Annotated in this window: 23 protein-coding genes; 9 read left to right on the top strand and 14 right to left on the bottom strand. The window is 70.7% G+C overall.

Features of this window, described 5'->3' with window-relative positions; all coding sequences use genetic code 11:
- Together AL346_RS22025 and AL346_RS22020 are read left to right on the top strand one after the other, a co-directional pair.
- A complete protein-coding gene (locus AL346_RS22025) occupies positions 1 to 1758 on the top strand; it encodes an ABC transporter ATP-binding protein (protein WP_019403105.1) in 1758 nt (585 codons plus the stop codon).
- 11 nt (positions 1759 to 1769) lie between these two features.
- Positions 1770 to 2591: an ATP-binding cassette domain-containing protein gene (locus AL346_RS22020; RefSeq protein WP_019403104.1), complete on the top strand. Its 822-nt coding sequence runs from the start codon at positions 1770 to 1772 to the stop codon at positions 2589 to 2591.
- Here the strand turns inward: AL346_RS22020 and AL346_RS22015 are convergent, their stop codons facing one another.
- The 14 genes from AL346_RS22015 to AL346_RS21950 form a co-directional block, all read right to left on the bottom strand.
- Positions 2592 to 3221, bottom strand: a complete 630-nt coding sequence (locus AL346_RS22015) for a histidine phosphatase family protein (protein WP_019403103.1) — start codon at positions 3219 to 3221, stop codon at positions 2592 to 2594.
- Between the two features lie 17 nt (positions 3222 to 3238).
- Complete coding sequence (gene gph, locus AL346_RS22010) at positions 3239 to 3907, bottom strand: phosphoglycolate phosphatase (RefSeq protein ID WP_019403102.1); 669 nt, start codon at positions 3905 to 3907, stop codon at positions 3239 to 3241.
- A 121-nt stretch (positions 3908 to 4028) separates the two neighbouring features.
- Positions 4029 to 5126: an ABC transporter ATP-binding protein gene (locus tag AL346_RS22005; RefSeq protein WP_019403101.1), complete on the bottom strand. Its 1098-nt coding sequence runs from the start codon at positions 5124 to 5126 to the stop codon at positions 4029 to 4031.
- A 43-nt stretch (positions 5127 to 5169) separates the two neighbouring features.
- Positions 5170 to 6849, bottom strand: coding sequence for an iron ABC transporter permease (locus AL346_RS22000; RefSeq protein ID WP_040404902.1), 1680 nt, complete (start codon positions 6847 to 6849; stop codon positions 5170 to 5172).
- A 132-nt stretch (positions 6850 to 6981) separates the two neighbouring features.
- Positions 6982 to 8304, bottom strand: a complete 1323-nt coding sequence (locus AL346_RS21995) for an ABC transporter substrate-binding protein (RefSeq protein ID WP_019403099.1) — start codon at positions 8302 to 8304, stop codon at positions 6982 to 6984.
- A gap of 177 nt (positions 8305 to 8481) precedes the next feature.
- The gene (locus AL346_RS21990) at positions 8482 to 9825 is read right to left on the bottom strand and encodes a sigma-54 dependent transcriptional regulator (RefSeq protein WP_019403098.1); all 1344 of its coding nucleotides are present in this window, start codon (positions 9823 to 9825) and stop codon (positions 8482 to 8484) included.
- Between the two features lie 14 nt (positions 9826 to 9839).
- Positions 9840 to 11747, bottom strand: coding sequence for an ATP-binding protein (locus AL346_RS21985; protein WP_019403097.1), 1908 nt, complete (start codon positions 11745 to 11747; stop codon positions 9840 to 9842).
- Positions 11744 to 13123 (bottom strand): ABC transporter substrate-binding protein, encoded by a 1380-nt coding sequence (locus AL346_RS21980; protein ID WP_019403096.1) that lies wholly within the window; start codon positions 13121 to 13123, stop codon positions 11744 to 11746. The genes AL346_RS21985 and AL346_RS21980 overlap by 4 nt, the downstream gene beginning before the upstream one ends.
- A gap of 85 nt (positions 13124 to 13208) precedes the next feature.
- Complete coding sequence (locus tag AL346_RS21975; protein ID WP_019403095.1) at positions 13209 to 14159, bottom strand: hypothetical protein; 951 nt, start codon at positions 14157 to 14159, stop codon at positions 13209 to 13211.
- 12 nt (positions 14160 to 14171) lie between these two features.
- Positions 14172 to 15449, bottom strand: a complete 1278-nt coding sequence (locus tag AL346_RS21970) for an FAD-binding oxidoreductase (RefSeq protein WP_019403094.1) — start codon at positions 15447 to 15449, stop codon at positions 14172 to 14174.
- Positions 15450 to 15456: 7 nt separating this feature from the next.
- Positions 15457 to 16629, bottom strand: a complete 1173-nt coding sequence (locus tag AL346_RS21965; protein WP_019403093.1) for an FAD-binding oxidoreductase — start codon at positions 16627 to 16629, stop codon at positions 15457 to 15459.
- On the bottom strand, positions 16626 to 18005 hold the full coding sequence (locus tag AL346_RS21960) for an NAD(P)/FAD-dependent oxidoreductase (protein ID WP_019403092.1): 1380 nt from the start codon (positions 18003 to 18005) through the stop codon (positions 16626 to 16628). The genes AL346_RS21965 and AL346_RS21960 overlap by 4 nt, the downstream gene beginning before the upstream one ends.
- Positions 17986 to 18336, bottom strand: coding sequence for a (2Fe-2S)-binding protein (locus AL346_RS21955; protein WP_019403091.1), 351 nt, complete (start codon positions 18334 to 18336; stop codon positions 17986 to 17988). The genes AL346_RS21960 and AL346_RS21955 overlap by 20 nt, the downstream gene beginning before the upstream one ends.
- Before the next feature lie 91 nt (positions 18337 to 18427).
- Positions 18428 to 19246 (bottom strand): IclR family transcriptional regulator, encoded by an 819-nt coding sequence (locus AL346_RS21950; RefSeq protein ID WP_019403090.1) that lies wholly within the window; start codon positions 19244 to 19246, stop codon positions 18428 to 18430.
- A gap of 125 nt (positions 19247 to 19371) precedes the next feature.
- On the opposite strand from AL346_RS21950, the gene AL346_RS21945 reads away from it, so the two are divergent.
- The 7 genes from AL346_RS21945 (at position 19372) to AL346_RS25720 (ending at position 26992) form a co-directional block, all read left to right on the top strand.
- The gene (locus AL346_RS21945; RefSeq protein ID WP_019403089.1) at positions 19372 to 20142 is read left to right on the top strand and encodes an enoyl-CoA hydratase/isomerase family protein; all 771 of its coding nucleotides are present in this window, start codon (positions 19372 to 19374) and stop codon (positions 20140 to 20142) included.
- A gap of 62 nt (positions 20143 to 20204) precedes the next feature.
- Complete coding sequence (locus AL346_RS21940; protein ID WP_019403088.1) at positions 20205 to 21272, top strand: ABC transporter substrate-binding protein; 1068 nt, start codon at positions 20205 to 20207, stop codon at positions 21270 to 21272.
- A gap of 146 nt (positions 21273 to 21418) precedes the next feature.
- Positions 21419 to 22486, top strand: a complete 1068-nt coding sequence (locus tag AL346_RS21935) for an ABC transporter ATP-binding protein (RefSeq protein WP_053194242.1) — start codon at positions 21419 to 21421, stop codon at positions 22484 to 22486.
- On the top strand, positions 22483 to 24240 hold the full coding sequence (locus AL346_RS21930; RefSeq protein ID WP_019403086.1) for an ABC transporter permease subunit: 1758 nt from the start codon (positions 22483 to 22485) through the stop codon (positions 24238 to 24240). The genes AL346_RS21935 and AL346_RS21930 overlap by 4 nt, the downstream gene beginning before the upstream one ends.
- Positions 24241 to 24358: 118 nt before the next feature.
- Positions 24359 to 25894, top strand: coding sequence for an AMP-binding protein (locus tag AL346_RS21925; protein WP_053194133.1), 1536 nt, complete (start codon positions 24359 to 24361; stop codon positions 25892 to 25894).
- A 1-nt stretch (position 25895) separates the two neighbouring features.
- Positions 25896 to 26612, top strand: a complete 717-nt coding sequence (locus AL346_RS21920; protein ID WP_245303252.1) for a hypothetical protein — start codon at positions 25896 to 25898, stop codon at positions 26610 to 26612.
- The gene (locus tag AL346_RS25720; RefSeq protein WP_245303251.1) at positions 26552 to 26992 is read left to right on the top strand and encodes a hypothetical protein; all 441 of its coding nucleotides are present in this window, start codon (positions 26552 to 26554) and stop codon (positions 26990 to 26992) included. The genes AL346_RS21920 and AL346_RS25720 overlap by 61 nt, the downstream gene beginning before the upstream one ends.
- The last annotated feature ends 6 nt before the right edge of the window (positions 26993 to 26998 follow it).

The raw sequence follows: 26998 nt of genomic DNA, 5'->3' as shown, positions 1-26998 counted from the left end.
ATGCTGAAAGCCTTCATCGCCTACTACCGCCCCCACCGGGCGCTGTTCTTCCTCGACTTCGGCTGCGCCGTCCTGTCCGGGCTGCTCGAGCTCGGCTTCCCGATGGCGGTGAAGGCCTTCGTCGACGTGCTGCTGCCGGGCGGCGACTGGCCGCTGATCCTGCTCGCGGCGGCAGGCCTTACGGCAGTCTATCTCGCCAATACCGGCCTCATGGCGGTCGTCACCTACTGGGGTCACGTGCTCGGCATAAACATCGAGACGGAGATGCGGCGCCGGGCCTTCGACCATCTGCAGAAGCTCTCCTTCCGCTTCTACGACAACGAGCAGAGCGGCCATCTCGTGGCGCGGGTGACGAAGGACCTCGAGGAGATCGGCGAGGTGGCCCACCACGGGCCCGAGGACCTCTTCATCGCGCTCATGACCTTCATCGGCGCCTTCGCGCTGATGCTCTACGTGCACGTGCCGCTCGCGCTGATCACGGCGCTCATCGTGCCGATGACCGGCTGGGTCATCGCGCGCTACGGCAGCCGCATGACGACCAACTGGCGCGCGCAATACGGGCGCGTCGGCGCCTTCAACGCCCGCATCGTCGAGAACATCGGCGGCATCCGCGTGGTGCAGGCCTTCGCCAACGAGGAGCACGAGCGGCGCCTGTTCGCGCGCGACAACCGCCTCTACCGGCAGACGAAGCTCGAGGCCTACCGCATCATGGCGGCGAGCCAGGCGCTCAACTATGTCGGCATGCGCCTGGTGCAGATCCTCGTCATGCTGGCGGGCACGTGGTTCGTCGTCGGCGGCAGCCTCTCCATCGGCGGCTTCGTGGGCTTCCTCCTCCTCGTCGGCGTCTTCTACCGCCCGCTCGACAAGATCGCCGCCGTCATCGAGACCTATCCCAAGGGCATCGCCGGTTTCCAGCGCTACCAGGCGCTGCTCGCGACCGAGCCGGACGTCGTCGACCGGCCCGGCGCCATCGAGGCGCCGGCGCTCCGGGGTGACATCCGCTTCGAGGGCGTCGGCTTCGGCTACGACCCGGCCCGCCCCATCCTCAGCGACACGAGCCTCGCCATCGCCGCGGGCGAGACGGTCGCCTTCGTCGGCCCCTCGGGCGCCGGCAAGACGACGCTGATCTCGCTTTTGCCGCGGTTCTACGAGGTGACGGCCGGGCGCATCACCATCGACGGCATCGACGTCCGCAACATGACGCTCGCCTCGCTGCGCCGGCAGATCGGCATCGTGCAGCAGGACGTTTTCCTGTTCGGCGGCACCATCCGGGACAACATCGCCTACGGGCGGCTCGAGGCGAGCGAGGACGAGATCCGCGCCGCGGCCGAGCGCGCCCGCCTCGGCCCGCTCATCGACAGCCTGCCGGACGGGCTCGACACCGTCGTCGGCGAACGCGGCGTCAAGCTGTCGGGCGGCCAGAAGCAGCGGCTCGCCATCGCCCGCATCTTCCTGAAGAACCCGCCCATCCTCATCCTCGACGAGGCGACCTCGGCGCTCGACACCGCGACCGAACGCTCCATCCAGCAGTCGCTGAACGAATTGGCGGAGGGGCGCACGACGCTCGTCATCGCCCACCGCCTCGCCACCATCCGCCATGCCGACCGCATCGTCGTCATCACCGAGGACGGCATCGCCGAGCAGGGGCGGCATGACGAGCTTCTCGCCGCGCGCGGCGTCTATCGCCGGCTGCACGAGGCCCAGGCCGTGCAGCCGGCGGCCGCCGCCGACCTCCTCCCGCTCACCGTCGGCACCTGACGAGGCTCCCGATGCTCGACCTCCTGACCCGCCCGACCGAAGCCGCAACCGACACGACCGGCCCGCTCTTCGCGCTCGACGACGTCGCCTTCGCGCTGCCGGAGCGCACCCTGCTCGGGCCGCTCTCGCTGACTTTGCCGGCCAAACGCGTTGTCGGCCTCATCGGCCACAACGGCTCCGGCAAGTCGACGCTGGTCAAGCTGCTGGCGCGCCAGCAGCAGCCGTCGGCCGGCACCGTGCGCTTCGCCGGCCGGCCGCTGCCGAAATGGGGCGACCGGGACTTCGCCCGCAAGGTCGGCTATCTGCCGCAGCAGACGCCGCCCGCCACGGGCATGCTGGTGAAGGAGCTCGTGGCGCTCGGCCGCTATCCCTGGCACGGCGCGCTCGGGCGCTTCTCCGCCACGGACCGGGAGAAGGTCGCCGAGGCGATGGCGCTCACCGATGTCGAGATCTTCGCCGACCGGCTGGTCGACACCCTGTCCGGCGGCGAGCGCCAGCGCGCCTGGCTCGCCATGCTGGTGGCGCAGGATACCGAATGCCTGCTGCTCGACGAGCCGATCTCCGCCCTCGACGTCGCCCACCAGGTCGAGGTGCTGGCGCTGGTGCGCCGCCTCGCCCACGAGCGCGGCCTCGCCGTCATCGTGGTGCTGCACGACGTCAACATGGCGGCGCGCTTCTGCGACGAGATCGTCGCCCTGCGCGGCGGCCGCCTGCTCGCCCGCGGCACGCCGGACGCGATCATGACGCCGCCGCAGCTCGAGACCATCTACGGCATCGCCATGGGCGTGATGCGCCACCCCGACACCGGCGAGCCCATGGGTTTCGTGCGGTAGCTAGACCGGCGCGTGGTCGAGGCCGCGGATCTTCAGGTCGTCGGGCGATGAAACGTAGTTGAAGGTCAGGAGGCGCGCTGCGGCCGGCGAGACGGCGCGGTTCACGGCGAAGACGGTGATGGCGCCCGGCACGAGTGGGGCGAGGCTTTCGGGCGCGAGCCCGACCAGGACATCGCAGGCGGCGCGCACGACGCCCTCGTGCGTTACGACGACCGCATCGCCCGACGCGCGGGCGAGGATGTCCGCGATCGCCGCGCCGACGCGCGTGCGGAATGCCTGCCACGTCTCGCCGCCGGGCGGCGTATGGGTGCCGAGCCGCCAATCCCGATAGGCGTGCCTGTCCTCGGCCTCGATCTCCACAATGAAGCGGCCTGTCCAGCCGCCGAGGTCCATCTCGCGCAGGCGGGGATCCGTCTCAGCCTCGGGAAAGCCGAGGATCTCGGCCGTGCGGCGCGCGCGGCCGAGGTCGGAGGAGACGGCGAGGCCGGGCGCCGGCTCCGCCGCGAAGAAGGCGGCCGCCCGCCGCGCCTGGGCCATCCCCCGCTCCGACAAGGGGGCATCGGCATGGCCCTGCAGGCGGCGCTCGGCGTTCCACACCGTCTCGCCGTGGCGCACGAGGATCAGTCGCATGGGATGGGTCCTGATGCTCAGGCGGCGACCGCCTCATCGATGAGGGACGGCAGCTCGGACATCGCGTCGAGGAGGCGGTCGGCCCCGAGCTCGGCGTGGGGCCGGTGGCTGTAGCCATAGGTGACGGCGAAGGCGCGCACGCCGGCGGCTCGCGCCGCCTCCACGTCGTGATAGTTGTCGCCGACCATGATCGCCGCCTCGGGCGAGACCTCGAGGCGCGCCAGCGCGGCCACGAGCGGCGCCGGGTGCGGCTTGCGCTCGGGCAGGCTGTCGCCGCCGATCACCGCGCCGAAGAAGCCGGTGAGACCGAGCGCCTCCAGGATGTCCATGGTCGCCGCATGGGGCTTGTTGGTGACGACGGCGAGCCTCAGCCCGCGCTGCCTGAGCTCACGGAGGACCTCCGGCACGCCGGGATAGGCCGCTGTGTGGCGGGCGGCGCCCGTTTCGTAGATCTCAAGGAAACGCGCGACATGCACCGGCAGGCGGGACAGGTCGCCCCCCGTCGCGGCGAGCGCCCGCTCCACGAGCTTCGCCGCCCCGTCGCCGATCATCGACTTGACCGCCGCGAGGCTCACCTGCGGCAGCCCCTCCTCGGCGAGAAGGGCATTGACCGCGTCGGTCAGGTCGCGGGCACTGTCGACGAGCGTTCCGTCGAGGTCGAAGAGAATGGCCTTGGGGGGCGTCATGGGAAGCTCTCGGATTGGGAAGCTCGAATGCGGAGCGGCGTCGCGCGGCGGCGGGAAGAGACACCGCCGCGCAAAGACCGCCGCAAGGCATATGCCACGCGGCGGACCGCTGCACATCCCATCAGGATACAAGCCAGACCGCCGAATTCAGCGACAGGCCCACCTCGACGGCGGCGCCCGGCTTGTGGATGGCCTCGCCCGACTGGAAGGGCACGTCGATCGAGACCTCGGCCGAGCCGACCTTGACCCCGTAGCGCACCGTCGAGCCGAGGAACTCGCTGTGCAGGACGGTGCCCGGCAGGGACACGTCGCGCACGCCGTCGGCCCCGAGCGAGGCGTGCTGCGGACGGAAGACGAGCTTCGCTCCCTCCGGCACCGTGACATGGGCCGGGATCGGCAGGCGCACGCCGGCGTCGATCTCGAAGAGGCGCGCCCCGCCCTCCTCGATCACGCGGCCAGGCACGATGTTGGCCGTGCCGAGGAAGCTGGCGACGAACAGGTTGGCCGGTTTCTCGTAGAGCTCCATGGGCGAGCCGACCTGCTGCACGGCGCCGTCATTCATGACGGCGATACGGTCGCAGATCGTGTTCGCCTCCTCCTGGTCGTGCGTGACGAAGATCGTCGTCAGGCCGAGGCGCTGCTGCAGATCGCGCAGTTCGCGCCTCACCTGCACGCGCATCTTCGCGTCGAGGTTGGAGAGGGGCTCGTCGAGCAGCAGCACCTTGGGCTCGATGGCGATGGTGCGCGCCACGGCGACGCGCTGCTGCTGGCCGCCGGAGAGCTGCGAGGGGCGGCGGTCGGCGAGATGGGCGAGGCCGACGAGCTCGAGCGCGGCCGCGACGCGCCGCTCGATCTCGGCCCTGGGCACCTTCCTTTCCTCGAGGCCGAAGGCGACGTTGCGCTTCACGCTCATGTGCGGCCACAGGGCATAGGACTGGAAGACCATGCCGACGTCGCGCTTCCACGGCGGCAGGTGCGACACCTCGCGCCCGCCGACCAGCACCTCGCCGCCGTCGGCGCGGTTGAAGCCGGCGATCAGGCGCAGCAGCGTCGTCTTCCCGCAGCCCGACGGGCCGAGGAAGGCGAAGAACTCGCCGGGCCGGATGTGGAGGTCGATGCCCTTGAGGACATGGTTGGTGCCGTAGGAGAGATCGACGCTGCGGATATCCACGTCGACGGCCTGGGCGCCGAGCGTGGAGACGGAAAGGGGCTGGTTCATTGGCTTTTTCCCTTGGGGCCGGCGCGCTTGGCGGCGGGGCGCATCAGTGCCCCGCCCCCTTGGCCTTCTGGCTCTTCTCGATGATGAGGTGCGAGGCGAAGGTGCACAGGGCGACGAGCAGCACGGCGATGACGCCGAGCGCCGCCCCCGGCCCGCGCCCGGCGGCCGATTGCATGAAGACGTAGAGCCCGTAGGCGAGCGGCGCATCCGCGTTCGACTGCACGAGCATCAGCGTCGCCGACAGTTCGACCGCCGCCGTGGCGAAGCTCGTCACGAAGCCCGCGAGGATGCCGCCGGCCATCAGCGGCAGCACGATGCGGCGCACCGTGCGCACCTTGGTGGCGCCGAGGTTCTCGGCCGCCTCCTCCAGCGAGACCGAGATCTGCTGGAGCGCGGCATAGCAGGCGCGCAGCGCATAGGGCAGGCGCCGGATGGCGAGCGCCAGGACGATCACGATCCACAGCGTGGCGAGCGGCGTCCCGTCCGGCAGCTGCACGCCGTAGAAGGTGCGCAGATAGCCGATGCCGAGCACGACGCCGGGAATGGCGAGCGCCGCCGTCGCCGCCCAGTCGAGCCATTGCCGGCCGATGAGCTTCGTGCGCAGCACGAGATAGGCGATGGCCGTGCCGAGCACCACGTCGATGAGCCCGGCGAGCGAGGCATAGATCAGCGTGTTCTTGACGTAGACGAAGCTCTCCCCGAACACGCGGCCGTAATGCGCGAGCGTGAAGCCGTCGGGCAGCGGGCTGAAGGACCAGATCGTGGCGAAGGACAGGAGCAGGAGCCCGATGTGGGGCGCGAGCACGAGCAGGAGGATGAGGAAGACGGCCGCATAGGCCGCAACGCTCTCCCACGGCCGCATCTGCCGCCTGGCGAGGCCTCCGCCGCCGCGCTGGACCGTGGCGTAGTCCTTGCCGCGCATCGCCCGCGCCGACACCCACATGGCGAGGATCGACATCACGATGAGCACCACCGAGATGACGTAGCCCATCGGATCGGCGATGCCGATGGAGGTGACGCGCAGATAGGCCTGCGGCGCCAGCATGTCCTTGACGTTGAGGAGGAGCGGCGTCGCGAGGTCGTCGAAGACCTTGACGAAGACGAGCGAGGCGCCGGCGATGTAGCCGGGCATGGCGAGCGGGAAGACGATGCGGCGGAACAGGCGGAAGCCCGAGCAGCCGAGGTTCTGCGCCGCCTCCTCCATCGCCCGGTCGATGTTGCGCAACGCCGCCGACAGGTTGATGAGGATGAACGGGAAATAGTGCACCGCCTGCACGAAGATGACGCCGTTCAGCCCCTCCATGAAGGGGATGCGGAAGCCGAACCAGTCGTTGAGCAGGAGGTTGACCGTGCCGTTGCGTCCGAAGAGCAGCAGCATGGCGACCGCGCCGACGAAGGGCGGCATGATCAGCGGCAGGAAGCCCAGCGTCTGGATCAGCATCGCGCCGCGGAAGTCGAAGCGCGTGGTGATATAGGCGAGCGGCAGGGCGAAGATCGAGGCGAGAACCACCGACATCGCCGAGACATAGACGGAGTTCCAGAAGGAGCGGATGAAGAGGTCCGTCCGCGCGAAGTCGACGAAATTGACGAGCGTGAAGGTGCCCGTGCCCTTCTCCGTGAAGGCGACGTAGATCACCGTCCCCACCGGGATGATGAGGAAGAGGGCGAGGAAGACGGTGATCGCGAGGGCGAGGGCGAGCTGCCCCGGCGTCGCGGACGTCATGAAATGCCGGAAAGGTCCGGACGGCGCATGCGCACGCCCGGCGGTCGTGGCGTCAGCCATGGACGCTCCCCCGAATGGACATGAAACCGTGGGGGCGGCCCCGCCGGGGAGCCGCCCGGTCGTGGCGCGGGATCAGCGCGCGCGCTTGAGCGCCTCTTCGGCCTTGGCCTGCGCCTGCGCATAGCGCTCCTTGGCGAAAGCGGACCACTGCTGCTCGAGCTCGGCCTGGCGGGCGCCCTTCTCCTTGCCGCCGGTGAAGGCGCCGGTGATCTCGGGTGAAGCGGCCTGTTCCGCGGTAATGGGCATGGCGGCGACGAGGTCGCGCGCCTCGCTGACGAGGGCCCGGGCCTCGGCGTTGTCCTTCTTCGCGAGGGCCGCCTCGGCGTCATGGATGGCCTTGGTCGCCGCCTTCAGGGCGTCGAGCTGGAAAGTGACGGTCTGGTCGTAGAGCACGTCGACGACGTTGGAGCGCTTCTCCGACACCTCGACGTCGAACTTCACCCGCGCCCCGAGGGAGGGATCCTTGAAGGGGTTGGGATAGTCGGCCGGGGCCTTGTCATAGACGGCCGGGTTGACCGGCAGGCGGCGGATGCTCGGCTCGAGCAGCACCTCCTGCCCGGCGGGCGAGATGAGATAGTCGACGAAGGCCTGGGCGCCGGCCTTGTTCGGCGCATTGGCGACGACCGCGACATTGGCCGGCACGATGGTCGTCACCGTCGGATAGACGAATTTCACCGGGAAGCCGGAAGCCTGCGAGGAGAAGGCGAAGAAGTCGATGACGATGCCGAAGCCGACCTGGCCGGAATTGACGGCCTCGGGCACGCCGAAGGAGCGCTCGGTGATCTGGCGGAAGTTGCCGGACACCTCCTTGAGCGTGCGCCAGCCCTTCTCCCAGCCCTCGCCCTGCAGGATGGTCTCGATGGTCAGGTGCGTCGTGCCCGAGCGCGACGGCGCCGCCATGGCGACATGGTCGAAATAGACCGCCTTGGCGAGGTCCTGCCAGTCCTTCGGCTCGGGCAGTTCGTTGGCCTTGGCGTAGCGCTCGTTCCACATGATGCCGTAGCCGGAGGCGGCAAAGCCCGAATAGAAGCCGGCCGGATCGTTGATCGGATAGGAGCCGATCTTGTCGGGGATGCCCTCGGCCTTGGGCTTGTAGGCTTCGAGCAGGCCCTTGCCCTTCAGCACCTCGAAGGCGTCGGGCGCCGAGGCCCAGAACAGGTCGACCTGGTTGTTGGCCTTCGTCTCCTCGAGATATTTCACGCCGGCATTGGTGTTGCGGTTCTGCACGTCGAGCGTGACGCCCGGATGGGCCTTCTCGAAGGCCTGCTTGAACGGGTCCGTCACGTCCTTGGAGAAGGAGGTCACGACCGTGACCTTGCCGGTCTGGGCAAAGGCGACACCCGTGAACAGGGCAGCACCGATCAGCGCCGCGGCGGCGGCGTAATGACGTGGCATCTTTTTCCTCCCGAATGGGCTGTTCTGCTGGGCCGCCCGAAGGCAGCACGCCCTTTCCAGCAACAAGCGGGCCAGATGCCGGAAACAGCCCGCTGCAAGGGCTTGCGCAGCCGGCGGCCCCCGCGGACGGGTCAGGCGGGTAACAACGCCGGCGACCGATGGGTCAGGTGGGTAACATCAGGCGTCGATCGCGGTGCCACGGCCGAGGTCGTATTTCTTCATCTTCAGGTAGAGCGTCTTGCGCGTGATGCCGAGCGCTTCGGCCGTGACCCCGATGCGCCCGGAGAACTGCGCCAGCGTCTCCTCGATGATGCGCCTCTCGGCCGCCTCGATCTGCTCCTCGAGGCTCTGGAGCCCCGCGCCGCCGCGCACGGGCTGCTGCGGCTCGTCCTCGTCCAGCCCGAGGAGATAGCGCTCGGCCGCGTTGCGCAGCTCGCGCACGTTGCCGGGCCAGTCCTGCTGCCTGAGCCGCTCGCTGAGCGCCGGATCGGGCGGAGGCGCCGCCCGGCCCTGCCGCTGGGCGGCGAGATCGAGGAAATGGGCGAAGAGCAGGGGCACGTCCTCGCGCCGCTCGCGCAGCGGCGGCAGGCGCAGCGTGACGACGTTGAGGCGATAGACGAGGTCCTCGCGGAAGGCGCCGCGGCCCGCGAGCGCGGCGAGATCAGCCTTGGTCGCGGCGACGACGCGCAGGTCGACCGGGATTTCCCGGTTCGAGCCGAGCCGCTCGATGGTGCGCTCCTGCAGCACGCGCAGCAGCCGGACCTGCGCCGGCAGGGGCATCGATTCAATCTCGTCGAGAAAGAGCGTGCCGCCGCTCGCGTGCTCGATCTTGCCGATGCGCCGCTCGCGCGCGCCGGTGAAGGCGCCCGGCTCGTGGCCGAACAACTCGCTCTCGATCATCGTCTCGGGGATCGCGCCGCAATTGACGGCGACGAAGCGGCCCTTGGCGCGCCGGCCGAAATCGTGCAGGGCCCGCGCCGCCACCTCCTTGCCCGTACCCGTCTCGCCGAAGAGGAGCACGTCCGTCTCCGCATCGGCGAGGGTGCGCAGGGTGCGGCGCAGCCGCTCGACGGCGGCCGAGCGGCCGACGAGCCGCCCGGCGAAGGGGTCCCGGTCGGCCGCCCCCGTCCGCAGGGTCCGGTTTTCGAGGATGAGCGCACGATGCGCCACGGCGCGCCGCAGCGTCTCGACGAGCCTGACCGGATCGGCCGGCTTCTCGATGAAGTCCCAGGCGCCCGCCCGCACCGCCTTGATCGCCATCGGCACGTCGGCATGGCCGGTCACGAGCACCACAGGGATCTCGGTATCGATGGCGCGCACCGCCTCCAGAAGGCCGAAGCCGTCGAGCCCCGGCATGCGCACGTCGCTGAGGACCACGGCCGGCAGGTCCGCCGTCAGGAGGTCGAGCGCCTCGCGCGCCGAGCCCACGGCGGTGACGGCAAGCCCGTCGAGCTCCAGCGTCAGCCGGTAGGCGTCGCGCACCTCCCCGTCGTCGTCGACCAGAACGATCCGCGCCCCCATCCCGTCCGCCATGCTCATGCCCGCCCCGCTGCAGCAAGATCGACCACGAAGGTCGTGCCCGCCGGCCCCGTCTCAGCCAACGAGAGATCGCCGCCGAAGTCCTTGACGATGTTGTAGGACATCGACAGGCCGAGGCCGAGCCCCAGCCCCGCCGGCTTGGTGGTGAAGAACGGATCGAAGACGGCGGCGCGCGCCTCCGCGTCGATGCCCGAGCCGCTGTCCCTGACGGACAGCAGCACGCGGCCGCCCTTCACCTCCGCACCGATGGCGATGCGCCGCTCCTCGCCCCCGTCGAGCGCATCGAGCGCATTCGAGACGAGATTGACGACGACCTGCTCCAGGCGGATCTCCTCCGCCTCGACCGTCACGGGACCGTCGGGGAAATTAAGCCGCACATCGACACGCTCCTCGTCGAGGCGCTGCGCGAAGAGGCTGAGCGCGCCATCGACCACGGCCTTCAGGTCCACCGGCTCGAGCGTCGGCGCCGGGCGCCGGGCGAAACGCTTGAGATGGCGGATGAGCTCGGCCATCCGGGCCGTCAGGCCCTGGATCCGCTCCAGGCTCGCCCGCGCCTCGTCCATGCGCCCGCGCGCGATGAGGACGGCGCTGTTGTGCGCGTGGGAACGGATCGCGGCCAGAGGCTGGTTGAGCTCGTGGCTGATGCCGGCCGCCATCTGGCCGAGGGCGGCGAGCTTGGCGGCCTGGACGAGGTCGTCCCGCGTCTGCCGGAACACCGCGAGCGCCTTCGCAAGGTCGCCGAGCTCGTCGTCGGTCGGCGGCGGCAGGACGGGCATGGTCGGCCCGCTCGCGATCGTCGTCGCGGCGAGCGTCAAGCCCTCGAGGCGCGCGACGAGGCTGCGGCGCACGTAGAACCAGCCCACGACGATGGCGATGGCGAGCGAGGCGACGGCGATGGCGAGGAGGAGGTTGCGCCCCACGACGATGGCGGCGGCCGAGCGCTCCGCCGCGCGCCGTGCGATTTGCTCCGTGCGGCTGACCTCCTGCGAGACGAGCGCGCCGAGCTGCGTGACGAGGCGCCTGTTCTCGGCGAGCAGCGCCTGTGCCTCGGCAATGGCGGCGAGCTCCGCCCGCTTGAGGGCGGCAAGGCCGGCCTTGCTATCGGAGACGGCGAGCAGGCGCGCCACGATCTGGCTCACCGTGATGGTGTCGGTCCAGCTCGCGAGCGCCTTCGTCTCGATGTCGAGCTGATCGGCGATCTCGCCGATGAAATTGCTCGTCTCGTCGAGGTCCTCGACGGTCGGCACGGTCGCGAGCCGCCCCAGGAGCCCGACGACGAGGTTGGCGTGGGCGTTGATCGTGAGAAGCGCCTCGCTCTTGCGGCTCTCCTCGCGCAGCGTGCGGCGTCCCGCTTCCGCGGCCTCGCCCGGCCCGACGCGGCCGATGGCCGATTCCATGTTGAACCGGGCGTCGTCGATCAGCGGCTCGACCTCCTCGATGAGGTCCGCCTGCAGCCAGCGCAATTCCTCGCTCATCTCCCGCGCCCGTTCGCCGAGTGGAAAGCGCAGCTCCGCCACCCGGTCGATGGCCTGAAGATTGGCCTCGATGCCCTCGGTCACGACGATGAGTTCCGGCGGCAATGAATCCTCGCTGCTGCGGGTATCGAGCACGGAGCGCAGCACGGCGAGCCGCCCGACGAGCACCTTGCGCGTCGCATCATAGGCCTCGCGCCGCTCGGCGACGGCAAGATCGGGCGTGCTGGCGATGACGTTGGCGCCCGCCTCCGCCAGGCGCGCGGAAAAGGCGAGCGCCGGCAGGTGATCGGTCGCGACGGCGTTCAGCTCCTCGCTGAGGCGCGCATAGGACAGCCAGCCGACGATGCAGGCCCCGACCGCCAGCCCGCCGACGCCGAGGAAGGCGAGGAGGAGGCGCCCGCCGATGCCGAGCCTTGCCCTGCGGCTCATCGCGGCAAGGCCTCCGCACCGGAGACGCCGCCACCTGCGGCGCGTCGGTCGAGCCGGGCGGCCGCCTCGGCCACGGCCCGGGCGGCCCGGCGCAGGTTGTCGTCGATCGCGGCCTTGATGCGCGCTTCGAGCCGCGCCTGCGGCTCGGGAGCGGGAACGCCGCGGCGCACGCGCTCCAGCGTTCGCCAGCGCTCGAGGTCCATGGCCTCGTCCGCGCCCACGGGCGGGCGCGTGAGGGCGTCGCGCGCCTCGCCGACCAGGCGCGCCGCCTCCGCATCGCCGCGCCGCACCAGCGCCGCCTCCACCGTCCGCACCGACCGCCAGAGGCGCGCGAGCTCGGCACGGCGGAAGGTGATCATCTCGTCGAAGATGATGTTGACGAGCTCATAGCGGGCGGCCGACAGGCGCGGATCGAACAGCCCGTGCGCGAACAGGCCCTCGCGGCGGAAGGGGCTGTCCGGCGCCGTCTCCCCGGCGGGATAGGCGGCCGGGGAGATCGGCAGCCGGGCGATGGCGGGCTCGAGCAGGATCGCCTGCCCCTCGGGCGAGAGCACGAGATCGACGAACCGCTCGGCGCCCTCGCGGTTGTCCGCATCCCGCAGCACCGCGATGCTCGCCGGCACGAACAGCGTCTCCTCCGGCAGGGCAAAGGCGGTCGAGCCCCTGGGCAGGCTGTCCTGGTTGGCGAGGAAATCGATGGAGGGGCCGACGCCGAAGCGCCCGCCCGCAACGCCTGCCGAAACGCCGAAGCTGCGCGCGGTGACGGTGGCGAGATTGCCGCCGATCTCGGACCACAGGCCCCAGCCGCGCTCCCAGCCGTAGACCTGCAGGATCGCCTCGACCATGAGGTGCATGGTGCCGGAGCGCGAGGGCGCGCTGATGCCGATGTGCCCGGCATAGATCGGCGCCGCCAGATCGGACCAGGCGCGCGGCACCGGCAAGCCCTTCTCAGCCAAGTAGTCGGGATTGTAGACGAAGCCGTAGCCCGACAAGGCAAAGCCGAGATAGGCGCCGTCCGGATCGTTCACCGGATAGCCGGCGATGCGCTCCGGCGCGCCCGTCGGGCGCGGCTTGAGGCGCGCCAGCCGGCCGGCCGCCTTCAGGATCTCGAAGGCATCGGGCGCCGAGGCCCAGAAGACGTCCGCCCTCTGCCGGCCGCCGACGATGCCGGCCACCGCCGCCGTCGTCTTGCGCTGCACGAATTCGATCGTGCTGCCGGGGTTGCGCTCCTCGAAGGCCCGCCTGTACGGCTCCAGGAACTGCGGCGGGAAGGAGGTGAGGACCCGCACGGGGCGCGCGTCCGGCCCGGCCGCCGTCGCCGGAAGGGCCAGATGGACAAAGACGGCAGCGAGGCAGACGGCGAGGACGCGGAACATGGCCCCTGGCTGTTATCGCAGGTCGCGCGGCAGGTATGCCCTCTTCTCACGAAGGACCGGCCTTGTCACGGCCTGCGCAGGGCCCCTACCTGCCGAGCGGCACGCCCGCGCCGCTCTCGATCGCCCGCCTGTAGACGAGCGCCGCGACCGCGAGATCCGCGAGCGCAAAGCCGCGGAAGAGGAACATCGACCGCTCGCCCGGCCGCGGGCGCTCGCCCTCGCCGGCGCACAGCGCCGCGAGATCGGCGTCATAGCCGGGCGCCGGCCGTCCTGCGATGAGGCCGGCATAGTCACCCATCTGGCTGCGATCATCGATGGCGAGCGTGTCGAAGGCGGCGAGGCTCTCGCCGATCCAGCTGCGGCCGACGTCGACGGCGGCGACGAAGGAGCCCGGCTTCAAGAGCCGCGCATCGAGAAACGGCTGGAAGCCCGGCCGCATCGGCACGCTGGTGACGACGATGTCGCATTCGGTCAGGAGGGCGGCGCAGTCCTCGGTGGCGACGGCGTCGAGGCCCATGGCGTGCGCCTTCTCCACGAGGTGCTCGGCCGAAGCCCGCGTGCGGCTGAAGGCCCGCACGGCGCTGAGCGACGGCACGGCGGAGCCGAGCGCCGCAAGATGGCTCTCGGCCTGCAGGCCGCAGCCGACGAAGCCGATGGTGCGGCTGTCGGACGGGGCGAGATGCACGGCCGCGGCAGCCGACATGGCCGCCGTGCGCACGCCGGTGAAGGCGTTGCCGTCCATGAAGGCGAGCAGCCGGCCGCTGGCGAGGTCGTTGAGCGACAGGCTGGCGTCGATGCCGTGCTCGGTGAAGCCGTACCACTTGTTGACGGCGAGCCCGAGCGTCGGCGAGGCGGCGCACATCGACTGGAAGGCGTGCCCCGGACGCACGTCGATCGACAGCTTGGGCCGCGTCAGGGCCGGCTCCACCCGGTGGGCGGCGAAGGCGGCCGCGACCGCCTGGCGCGCCGCCGCGACATCGCCGATCAAGGTGGAGACCGTGGCCTCGTCGAGATAGAGGAAGGTGCGTCCGTTCATCGCTTCACCTCGTCAGGCGCCACGGCGGCTGAAGCGCTGCGGCGCATAGGGCGTCGGGTCGATGGCCGGCGGCCGGCCGGCGACGAGATCGGCGACGAGGCGGGCGCTTGCCGGCGCCATCGACACGCCGGTGTGGCCGTGGCCGAAATTGTGCACGATGTCGGGGCTGGCCGAGGCCCGGCCAATGCTCGGCAGCCCGTCCGGCGTCGAGGGACGATGGCCCATCCAGCGCGACAGGCGCGCCTCGTCCGGCCGCGCCGACAGGGCCGGGAAGACGCGGTTGAGATAGGCGAGCTGGATGTCGGCCCTGCGCCAGTCCGGCGGCGCGGCGAGGCCGCCGAGCTCGACCTGCCCGGCGGCCCGCAGGCCGGCGCGCGTCATGGTCACCGCCATCTTGCCGTCGCTCGTCATGATCGGGTGGCGGGGCACGTATTCGGGATCGCGCACCACGACGTGATAGCCGCGCTCCGTCTCGAGCGACACGGCATCGCCCGCCTGGCGGGCGAGCGCCCCCGACCAGGCGCCGGCCGCGATCACCGCCTTGTCGCAGGCGATCTCACCTGTCTCGGTGATGACGGCGGCAAGGCGCGTGCCGGACAGGGCGAACCCTGTCGCGCGCGAGCGCTCGACGCGCGCGCCGAGGCTCCGCGCGTGGGCGACGAGCGCCGCTACATAGGCGCCGGGATCGGTGAGGTTGCAGCCGGCCTCGGGCACATGCACCCCGAAGCGATAGGCGGGGCCGACGCCCGGCTCGAGCGCGCGCAGCGTCTCTTCGTCGAGCTCGCGACTGACGATGCCGTTCTCGCGCCGCATGCGCCAGTCGAGCGCTTCGGAGAGGAAATGCGCGCGGTCCGGATAGAGGTAGAGCAGACCGCGCTTGACGATGAGGTCGGACACGCCGGCCGCCTCGGCGAGGGCCGTGTGGCTCGCCACCGTGCCGTCGAGCAGCGGGCGACGTGCCCGCACCGTCGCCTCGACCTGCGCAAGCGTGGCGCCCGCCCGCACGAAGCGCGCGAGCCACGGCAGGAGCCGCGGCAGGTAGCGCCAGCGGATGGCGAAGGGGCCGAGCGGATCCATGAGGTAGCCGGGCACCTGCCGCCACAGGCCCGGCACCGAGACGGGCATGAGCGCACCGTTGTTGATCCAGCAGCCGTTGCCGTAGCTCGCCGCCTGCGCCCCGCCGGGTTCGCCCGGATCGAGGATGGTGACGCGATGCCCGCGTTCGAGGCAGGCGAGCGCCGTCGTCGCCCCCATGAGGCCGGCCCCGATGACGACGACGTGCTGGCTCAAGGCGCCCTCATCTGGCTGCGGCCGGAAGATCGAACTCCCGCCGGAATTTCTCGTCTTCCGCGACGGCACCGCGGAAGCGGGCGATGGAGAAGGGGTCAAGCGGCGTCTCGGTGCTGCCGTCGCAGATCATCTCGCTGAGGCACAGCCCGACGCCCGGGCCGATCTGGAAGCCGTGGCCGCAGAAGCCAAAGGCATGGAAGAGCCCGTCCGTCGTCATGCTCGGCCCGATCACCGGGATCATGTCGGGCAGGTAGCCCTCGATGCCGGACCAGACGCGGATGACGTGGCAGTCGCGCAGCGCCGGTACCACGGCCGACAGGTGGCGCATGGCGGCGAGGGTCTTCGCCGGCGGCACGGGCGCGCGGTTGCGGATCGGGTCCGCCGCCGTGCGCGGATAGCCGGCGAGGATGACGTTGCCGCGCGGGATCTGGCGGAAGATGACCGTGCCGTCCACCGCCTGCACCGAGGGGCGGATGAAATAGGGGAACGGCTCCGTGACGAACTGCGGCGGCCCGGCGGGGAAGAGCGGCGCGCTCTCGCCGAACATCCCGGCGATCTCGCCCGCCCAGGCCCCGGCGGCATTGACGAGATGGTCGCAGCCGAAGCTCCGGCCGTCCGCCGTCTCCACCACGAAACCCGCCGCCTCGCGGCGTGCCTGCATCACGGTGCACTGCTCGACCACCTCCACGCCGAGCGCCTTGGCGGCACGCGCCACGGCAGGCGTGACGAGACGCGGATTGGCGGTGGCATCGCGCGGCGAGAATGTGGCCGCCACCGCCTTGCCGCTCAGCCAGGGATAGCGCCGGGCGAGATCGGCTGCGCCGAGATGCTCGATGGCGAGGCCGTGGCTCTCGGAAACGGCGGCGTACTTCTCGAGCTTCTCGCGTTCCGCGTCATTGAAGGCGATGTAGAGATGGCCGCTCGGGCCGAATTCGCAGCGGTCGCCGATGAGCTCCTCAATGTCCTCCCACAGCGCCTGCGAACGCAGCGACAGGGGATATTGCCCCGGAAAGCGGCCCTGCAGGCGCAGGTTGCCGAAATTGGTGCCGCTCGACTGGGCGCCGACCACTCCCTTCTCGATCAGCACGACCTTGCGGCCGCGCCGGGCGAGGAAGAAGGCCGTCCAGGCGCCGATGAGCCCGCCGCCGACGATGACGACATCCGTCCGGCGCATCGTCATGCCTCTTCCTCCTCGAGGATGCCGAGCGGAACGGGCTTGAGCGGTGCCTGGCCGCGCAGCCGGCCCACCGCCTCGACCGGCAGGCCGGCATGGGCGGCCGCGATTTCCTGCAGCGCCGGGCCGCAGACGCGGCCCTGGCAGCGGCCCATGCCGCAGCGGGTGATGGCCTTGACGCGGTTGACGTCGACGGGGCCGAGGTCGGCATCCATCGCCCGGCGGATGCCGCCCGCCGTCACATGCTCGCAGCGGCAGACGGCGACCTCGTCCGGCAGGCGGGCGAGCGCCGCAACCGGCCAGCGGAAGGCCCGCGCCAGCCCCTGCTGGAAGCGGCGCAGGCGAGCGAGCCGGCGGCGCAGCGCGGGGCGCTCGTCGTGTCCGGATCGCAGACCGAGATCATGGAGCACGGCGAGGGCGGCGAGGGCACCGCTCGCCTCCGCCGCATCGGCGCCGCCGATCGCCGCGCCGTCGCCCGCGAGGTAGAGCCCCTCGCCGGCCCTGCCGTCCTCGTCGGTCACCGGCAGCCACAGCCGGAAAAGGCAATCGAAGGCAAAGCGCGCCCCGGCGAGCTCGGCGAGCTGGGTCTCGGGCTTGAGGCCGTAGCCGAGCGCCACCGCATCGCAGGCGATGCGCCGTTCGCGCCCGCGCCCGTCGCGGAAACGCAGGGCCGTCACGCCCGCCTCCCCCTCAATCGCGACAGGCGTGACACCGTCGAACAGGGGCACGCGGGCGCGCTTCAGGGCGGCCAGATAGGCGATGCCGCGCGCCAGCGTGCGCGGCACGGCGGCGAGCTGCGGCAGGGCCGCGATCTTGTCGCGGAAGGATGAGGTGTCGCAGACAGCCACGACCTCGGCGCCGAGCTTGCGGTATTGCAGCGCCGCCAGCGACAGGAGCGGCGAGGCGCCGAGAAAGGCAACGCGCCGGCCGACGAGGCAGCCCTGGTCCTTCAGCACGGCCTGGGCGCCGCCGAGGGTGAAGACGCCGGGCAGGGTCCAGCCCGGCAACGGTGCGATGCGATCCATGGCGCCGGTGGCGACGATGAGCGCATCGAAGGCGATGGTCGTCTGGCGGCCGTCGCGGACGCAGTGGAGCCGCCGGTCCTCGATGCCCCAGACGAGCGTGCGCGGCCGGTAGTCGATCCGATTTAGGAGGGCGGCGAAATCGGCGTGGAGGGCTTTGTATTTCCCCGCCTCGGTGCCCATGAGGGCATCCATGTCGAGGGCAAGGCCCGGCGAGGGACAGCGGTAGCCCTGCCCGCCGGCCTGGCGGCCCTCGTCGACGAGGATCGGCCGGAGGCCCTGCGCCGCGAGGATGCCCGCCGCCCGGATGCCGGCCGGACCGGCCCCGACGATGACGACCTCAGCCATGAGCTCGGCCATGGGCGAAGCGCTCCGCCGGCGGCTCGGTCACGATCGCCATGCCCGCCGCGACCGGGGTGGTGCAGGCGCGCAGACGCTCGCCGGCCTCGCTCCACACCCAGCAATCCTGGCAGGCGCCCATGAGGCAGAAGCCGGCACGCTCGCCGCCGTCGAACTCGTGCCGGCGCAGGACAGGCCGTTGAACGAGGATGGCGGCGAGAAGGCTGTCGCCGGCCTGCGCCTCCGCCGTCTCACCGTCGATGGTGAAGCGCACCCGCTCGGCCTCGCGCGGCACCGCCCGTACGAAGCGCCCCTCTCCCGCCGCGCTGGCGCCATCGTCGCCGCCTGCCATGGCCGACATTCCCCTATAGTTATTATCGTATTGCAATAATACTTATTATCTATACGAGGCCTATCGCGCCGGCCTGTCAAGGCCCGCCTGGTCAGTTGCGCGAGACAGCGCGCGCGGCGGCGACGACGAGGGAGCTGAAGCGCTCGATGACCTCCTCCTGCGTATAGCGGGCGTAGGACACGGCGATGTTGATGGCGCCCTCCGGCCGGCCGTGCTCGTCGAGGATGGCCGCCGCGACGGAGGCGTCGCCGTTGTAGAACTCGCTGAAGGCGGTGGCGAAGCCGCGCTCGGCCGAGAGCCGGAGCTTGGCGGCAAGCTCCTCGCGCTGGAAGGTGGTGTGGGCCGTGTGGGCCTTGAGGTCCGACCGGTCGATGATAGCGAGCGCTTCGGCCTCCGGCAGGCACGACAGCATGGCGATGCCCGGCGCGGTGCAATAGGCCGGCATGCGCGTGCCGATGATCACGTCGGTGTTGAGCATGTGCCGGCTCATGAAGCGCGACACGAAGATAATGTGCGTGTCGTCGAGCACCGTGAGGTTGACCGTCTCCTCCGTCTCCTTGCTGAGGTGCATGAGATAGGGCATCGCCCGCTCGATGAGGCGGTTGCCGCGCAGGAAGTGGTAGCCGAGGTCGAGGCTCTTCGGCGTCAGCTCGAAGCGCTTCGTCTCCGGGTCCTTGCGCAGGTAGCCGAGGCGCGTGAGCGTGTGGGTGAAGCGCTGGGCGGCGCTGACGTCCATGTCCGTCGCCGCCGCGACCTGCGACAGGCTCATCGTCTGGCGCTGGCCGCCGAACGCCTCGAGCACGCGGAAGGCCTTCTCCACCGACATCACCATGAGGGCGTCGCCGCCCTTCTCGCGGCCGTTCCCCGCCCTGCCCCGCTTTGCCGGCGCCGCCGCGCTCGTGTCCGCCATCTTCGCCACTCCCGTCGAATCGCAACCAATTTCACAAATGCCGTTGACAAGGCCAATTCGTTCGATGAACATTCAATAGACTTTATTGCATGTCAATAAAACATATCAATGACAAAGGGGTGACGATGTCGGAGTTCGTGCTCAGAGAGAAACGGGGGAACGTCGGCATCGTCACGCTGAACCGCCCCCAGGTGCTCAACGCCTGGAATTCGGCCATGCGTGTCGCGCTCGTCGAGGCGCTGGATGCGATGGAGGACGATGCTGCCGTCCGCGCGATCATCCTCACCGGGGCGGGCGAGCGGGCTTTCGGTGCCGGGCAGGACCTCAACGAGACGAAGACCTTCGACGCGAACCGGGCCGAGGCCTGGGTCGGCGAATGGGAGCGGCTCTACGACCGCATCCGTTCGCTGTCGAAGCCGATCATCGCCGCCGTCAACGGCGTGGCCGCCGGCTCGGCCTTCCAGGTGGCGCTGCTGTGCGATCTGCGCATCGGCCATCCGGGGGTCAAGATGGGCCAGCCGGAGATCAATTCCGGTATCGCCAGCACCACCGGGCCGTGGATCATGCGCGAGATCATCGGCCTTGCGCACACCATCGACCTCACGCTCACCGGCCGCATGATGGATGCCGAGGAATGCTACCGCATCGGCGTCCTCAGCCGCCTCGTCCCGCAGGACAAGGTCATGGAGGAGGCGCTCGCCCTCGCCGGGCATCTCGCCGAAAAGCCGCCGACCGCCATGCGCCTCGACCGCCAGCGCTTCCGCGAGATGACGGAGGCGGGCTTTCGCGACGCATTGTCCGCCGGCGTGCGCATCCAGCGCGAGGCCTACGCGTCGGGCGAGCCGGCGCGGATGATGGAGCAGTTTCTCGCCAGCCGGGCGGCGAGAAGGGGCTGAACCCCCACCGCCCGTTCACACCAGAGGGGAAAGGCAGGCACCGCGCCTGCAGGAGGCCAGACATGAACAAAGACAAGATGTTCCTCAACCGCCGCAGCCTCTTGAAGGCTGGCGCCGGCGCCAGCCTCGCCGCCCTCGCGGTGCCGGCGCTCGTCGGCCGCGCCGCGGCAGCGACCCAGATCACGGTCGCCGACCCCGGCGGTCCCTTCAGCCCGGCCTTCCGCAAGGCCTTCTACGATCCCTTCGAGCAGAAGACAGGCATCCGCATCGTCAACGTGGCGCGCGAGGCCGAGCCGACGGCCCAGTTCAAGGCCATCGTCGATACCGGCTCCTACACCTGGGACGTGTGCACGCTGACGCTGTCGGCCCGCGACATCCTGACGAAACAGAACCTGCTCGAGCCCATCGGCTTCACGCAGGCCGACGTGCCGGGCCTGATGCCGCTCGCCATTTCACCCGTGTGGATGGGCACGGACGTCTATTCCACCGTCTTCGCCTATCGCACCGACCGCATGAAGGCGGAGCCGCAGAGCTGGGCCGACTTCTGGGACGTCGAGAAGTTTCCCGGCCGCCGCGCTCTGCGCAAGAACCCCATCGACACGCTGGAGCAGGCGCTGCTCGCCGACGGGGTGGCCCTCGACAAGCTCTACCCGCTCGACATCGACCGCGCCTTCAAGAAGCTCGACGAGATCAAGTCGCACATCGACGTGTGGTGGACCGGCGGCGCCCAGTCGACGCAGCTCCTCCAGAGCGGCGAGGTCGACCTCATCTCCGGCTGGAACGCGCGTTTCCAGGCGGCGATCGACGGCGGCGCCCCGGCGAAGATCGTCTGGAACCAGGGCCTCTACTCGATCGAGGGCTGGGGCATCCCCAAGGGCTGCCCGCGCGCCGACGCGGCCCGCCAGTTCGTGCGCTTCTGCGCCGAGGCCGCCCAGCAGGCGATCTTCACCGAGATTCTCGCCTATGGGCCGACCAACCTCGACGCCTACAAGACGATCCCCGACGCGCGCGCCTCGGCCCTGCCGACCTCGCCGTCGAACCTGAGCCGCATGACCGTGGCCAACGAGGACTGGTGGAGCGCCAACCGGGCGGCCGTGACCGAGCGCTTCAACAGCTGGTTGCTGGCCTGAGGCACGCTGCGCCCCGGCGCGCGACACGAAGTTCCTGAATGCGAGCGCGTGCCCCGGTCTACCATGGCCGGAGCACGCATCGGGAGGTTGCCGTGACGGCGACAGAGACGACCCACTCCACGACGACCCATTCGGCGCCCCAGCCGATGCCCCATGCCGACGGCATGCCGCCGAAGCTCCTCGTCGACGGCCTGTCCAAGCAGTACGGGCAGGTCACGGCGCTGGAGCCGACACAGCTCGCGGTCGAGAAGGGCGAGTTCCTGACCCTTCTCGGCCCCTCCGGCTCGGGCAAGACGACCCTGCTGCAGCTCGTCTGCGGCCTCGTCGATCGCTCGAGCGGGCGGCTCTTCATCGACGGCGTCGACCAGTCGGACACGCCCGTGCACCAGCGCGACATCGGACTCGTCTTCCAGCACTATGCGCTGTTCCCGCACCTGACGGTGGCGGAGAACGTGGCCTTCCCGCTCAAGATGCGCGGCTGCGCGCCCGGCGAGCTCGGCCGGCGCGTCAAGGACGCGCTCGACATGGTGCATCTCGGCCATCTCGCCGACCGCTTCCCGCGGGCGCTCTCCGGCGGCCAGCAGCAGCGCGTCGCCCTCGCCCGCTGCTTCGTCTACCAGCCCTCGATCATCCTCATGGACGAGCCGCTCGGCGCCCTGGACAAGAAGCTGCGCGACCACATGCAGATCGAGATCAAGCGCCTGCACCGCGAGACGGGCACGACGATCATCTACGTCACGCACGACCAGGAAGAAGCGCTCGCCATGTCGGACCGCATCTGCCTGATGAACCACGCGCGCATCGAGCAGATCGGCGCCCCGCACGACATCTACATGCGCCCGCGCACCGCCTTCGCCGCCGATTTCATCGGCATCTCCAACATCTTCCGCGGCGAATTCGTCCATGGCGACGGCAGGCCGCGGCTGTCGACGCCGCACGGCCTCTTTGTCCTGCCGGAGGCGGTGACGGCGAGCGGAAAGGGCGGCGCGCTCGTGGTGCGCCCGGAGCACCTGCGCGTCGGCGCCGGTGCCGCCAACAGCATCACCGGCACCGTGACCGAGGTGGTCTATGCCGGGTCCGAGACCCGCGTCATCGCCGACCTCGGCGCCGGCACGCAGGCGATCCTGCGGCTGTGGCCGGGCGAGCCCGTGCCGCGGCTCGGCGAGCCGGTCACGGCGGGCTGGGACGCGGACAACGCGGCCTTCGTGCCATGACGATGGCGCTGTCGCTCCCGGCGGCAAGCCCGCGGACCTGGCGGCCGAGCCCGCTGTGGCTCGCCGTGCCCGGCTTCCTGCTGCTCGTCGTCTTCTTCGCCTTCCCGGTGGCGCGCCTGCTCGTGCTCAGCGTGCAGGACACCGAGACGGGCGCCTTCAGCCTCGCCTCCTTCGCGCGCATCGCGACGACGGACGTCTATATCCGCGTCCTCGGCATCACCTTCAAGATCGCCGGCTACACAGCGCTCTTCTCGCTCCTCTTCGGCTATCCCCTCGCCTATTGGCTGGCGCGGATGCCGGATGCGATGCGCGGGCGCATGCTCATCTTCGTCATGGTGCCGTTCTGGACGAGCTATCTCGTCAAGACCTTCGCCTTCATGCTGCTCCTCGGCCGCACCGGCGTCGTCAACGAGATCCTCGTCGGCTCCGGCGTCGTCTCGCAGCCGCTGGCGCTCATCAACAACGAGCTCGGCGTCATGATCGGCATGGTGCACGCCATGGTGCCGCTCGCGGTCATGACCATGCTGCCGGTGATGGCCGGCATCGACCGGCGCCTCGTGCAGGCGGCGCAGACGCTCGGCGCCTCGCCCGCCCATGCCTTCTGGCTCGTCTATTTCAAGCTGTCGCTGCCGGGCGTCGCCGCCGCCGGGCTCCTCGTCTTCATCTCCTCGCTCGGCTTCTTCATCGTGCCCGCCTTCCTCGGCGGACGGCGCGAGACGATGCTCGCCCAGCTCATCATCACCCAGGTGCAGGAGCTCCTGAACTGGTCCTTCGCCGGCGCGCTCGCCGCCATGATGCTGGTGGCGGCCCTGGTCTCGTGCTGGGTCTACGACCGCGTCTTCGGCCTCTCGACGGTGACCGGCCAAGGCTCGGACGGCAAGGAGGCGACGGGGCGGCTGCGCCTTGCGGGCCTCGCCGTACTGCACGGCCTCGCCGGGGCGAGCGCGTTCCTTGCCGCGCCGGTGCAGCGCCTCTTCGGCGCGCGCGCCGGCCGGGCCATGCTGCCTGCCGTCTCCGGCGCCGTCATCGTCTTCCTCGTCGCGCCGACGCTCATCGTCATCCCCATCGCCTTCACGACGTCGCAGTTCCTCGAATTCCCGCCGCCCGGCTACGGCCTGCGCTGGTTCGAGACCTATTTCTCCTCGCCGCTGTGGGTGTCGGCCACCATCCGCTCCTTCCTCGTCGCCGGTGCGACGGCCGTGGCCGCGACGATCATCGGCGGCCTCGCGGCGCTCGCGCTGGCCCGCAGCAACAGCCGGTGGAACGGCGCCATCTTCGCCTTCTTCCTCGCGCCGATGATCGTGCCGCGCATCGTCATCGCGGTCGGGCTGTTCTATCTCTTCGCCCAGCTCGGCCTCGTGGCGAGCGACCTCGGCCTCGTCATCGGCCACACCGTGCTCGCCATCCCCTTCACGCTCGTCACCATCGCGGCGGTGCTGAAGAGCTACGACACCCGCCTCGACCAGGCGGCGGCGACGCTCGGCGCCAACCGCCTGCGCACGCTCTTCCTCATCACCGTGCCGCTGGTGAAGGGCGGGCTCATCGCCGCCTTCCTCTTCGCCTTCATCACCTCCTTCGACGAGCTGACCATCGCCATCTTCGTCAGCGGCGGGGTGAAGACGACGCTGCCCAAGCAGATGTGGGACGACATGATCCTGCAGCTCAACCCGACGCTGGCGGCGGTCTCCGTCGTGGTCTTCGTGATCGTGACGGCGCTGCTCCTCGTCGCCGAGCGGTTCCGCCGCTCGCCCTGAACCGCCGGCCGCCCGGGCGGCCGGCAACCCGTGCAACGCGCGCCGCGATGCGCGAGCCCGCTCCCGAGGGCCTCGCGCCAGCCGGACTGCGGCTTCGATCGAGCAAGAGACGCTGACGATGGCTTTGACCGAGGATGGATTCGCCGGCCTTTTGGAGGCGCGCGCCGCGAGCGACCCGGACGGCATCTACGCCCGCTTCAACGGCGCGCCGCTGACCTTCGGCCGCCTCGCCGGGGAGGCGGCGGCCTTCGCCGCCGAGCTTGCCGCGCGCGGCATCGGGCCGGGAGACCGCGTCGCCGTGATGCTGCGCAACGGCCCGGCGACGCTCGCCGTCGTCTTCGGCCTCCTGCGCGCCGGCATCGCCTGGGTGCCGGTCAACGTGCAGCAGCGCGGCGACGGCCTCGCCTATCTCCTCTCCCACGCCGCGCCGAAGCTCCTCGTCGTCGAGCGCGATCTCCTCGGGACCGTCACGGAGGCGACCGGCGGCAGCGGACCGGAGCTGATGCTCAACGGCACGGCGGAGGCACCGGCGGCGCTGCAGGCCGTGCTGGCGAGCGGCCATCCCTTCGATGCGCCGCTGCCGGGACCCGAAGCCACGGCGGCCATCATGTACACCTCCGGCACGACCGGGCGTCCCAAGGGCGTCATCGTCTCGCACCGGATGCTGCGGCTCGCCTCCGAAGCGGTGTCGCGCGTGTCGGTGGCGCGCCCGGGCGACGTCTTCTTCGTGTGGGAGCCGCTCTACCACATCGGCGGCGCGCAACTGATGCTCCTGCCGATGACGCACGGCATCACCCTCGCCATGGTGGACCGCTTCAGCGCCAGCCGCTTCTGGGGCCAGGTGGCCGCCGAGGGGGCGACGCATATCCACTATCTCGGCGGCATCCTGCAGATCCTGCTCAAGCAGCCGGAGGGACCGCAGGACCGGGCGCACAAGGTGCGCATCGCCTGGGGCGGCGGCTGCCCGCCGGAGATCTGGCGCCGCTTCGAGGAGCGCTTCGGCGTCGAGATCCGCGAGTGCTACGGCATGACCGAGGCCTCCAGCATCACCACCTTCAACGACAGCGGCGCCGTCGGCGCCGTCGGCGCGCCCCTGCCCTGGTTCAAGGTGCTGCTGCTCGACGAGGCCGGCGCGCCGGTCGGCCCCGGCGCGCGCGGCGAGATCGTCGTCGAGACGAGCCTGCCGGGCGCCCTCTTCGAGGGCTATCTCGACAATCCGGAAGCGACCGCGAAGGCCCTGCGCGGCGGCCGGCTGCATACGGGCGACCTCGGCTCCTACGATGCCGCCGGCAACCTCCTCTTCCACGGCCGCATGACCGACAGCGTGCGCTGCCGCGGCGAGAATGTCTCGGCCTGGGAGGTGGAGCACGTCGCCGCCGAACACCCGGACGTCGAGGACTGCGCCATGATCGGCGTCGCGACGGACGTCGGCGAGCAGGACATCAAGCTCTTCGTCAAGCCGCGCCCCGGCAGCCGCATCGACGCGGCGGCTTTGTCGCGCTGGCTCGGGGCGCGCCTCGCCTCCTACCAGAACCCCCGCTATATCGCCGTCGTCTCGGATTTCGAGCGCACGGCGAGCCAGCGCATCATGAAGCACAAGCTGCCCGCGAGCCGCGACGACTGCTGGGACCGGCTCGCCATGCAGGAGGCCTGACATGCACGAGAGCTGTGAGCACGAGAGCTGCGACATCCTGCTCAGCGGCACCGGCGGCTTCGCCGCCCGCATCGCCTTCGACATCGCCGGGACGGCGCGCCGCCCCGTCTCGGTCGTCATCGCCGGCCGCAACGCCGATCGCCTGAACTGGCTGGTGCTGGCGGCGAATGCCCGCGCCGCCATCTTCGGCGCGCCGGCCACCTTCCGCGGCTATCGCACCGACCTTCTGGCGCCCGACGCGGCCCCGGCGCTGATCAGCGCGACCCGGCCGAAGGTCGTGGTGCAGGCCGCCTCGGTGCAGACCTCGCAGGTGATCGCGACCACGGGCGATGCCTGGTCGCAGCTCGTGGCGGAGGGCGGCCTCAGCGCCACCGCCGTCTTCCAGACGCTGATCTCCGCCCGCGTCGCGGCGGCGATCTCCGCCGCGGGCAACGGCGCGGCATTCGTCAACTGCTGTTTCCCGGATGTCGTCAACGGGCTCATCGCCGCCCTCGGCCACGACGTCGCCTGCGGCATGGGCAATGTCGCCATCCTCTCCAATGCCTTCGCCGGCGCGCGCGGCATCGCCGACCCGGCGCGCATCCAGGTGCTCGCCCATTACCAGAACCTCGCCCCTTCCGCCGGGCGCCCGAGGCCCGCTCGGAAAGGCCGCCACGGGTGTGGATCGACGGACAGGAAATCACGGATGTCTACGGCGCCTTCGCCGACATCCGCCTGACACCCGAGCCCGTCATCGACATCTCCGGCGCGAGCGGCGTGCCGCTGGTGCTCGCGATGGCGGCCGGTGAGGACTGGACCGGCCATGCGCCGGGACCCGGCGGACGCCCGGGCGGCTATCCCGTCGCGCTGCGCGACGGGCGGCTCGCCCTGCGTCTGCCGCCGGGCGTGACGGAGGAGGAGGCAGTGGCGTGGAACCGCGCCTTCGAGGCGCGCGGCGGCCTCGTCATCGACGGCGACCGCGCGGTCTATACGGGCGCCCTGCGCGATGCCCTCGCCCGCCACTCCCCGGCGCTGGCGGAGGGCTTCGCCATCCGCGACATCGAGAGCGTCCACGCCGACATGCGCGCCCTGCGCGACCGCCTTCAGGACATGCGTTGACCCAGC

Source organism: Chelatococcus sp. CO-6, assembly GCF_001271345.1.
Classification (GTDB): domain Bacteria; phylum Pseudomonadota; class Alphaproteobacteria; order Rhizobiales; family Beijerinckiaceae; genus Chelatococcus_A; species Chelatococcus_A caeni.
Note: the sequence above shows the minus strand (reverse complement) of the source record. Positions and strands in the feature narration are given on the sequence as shown.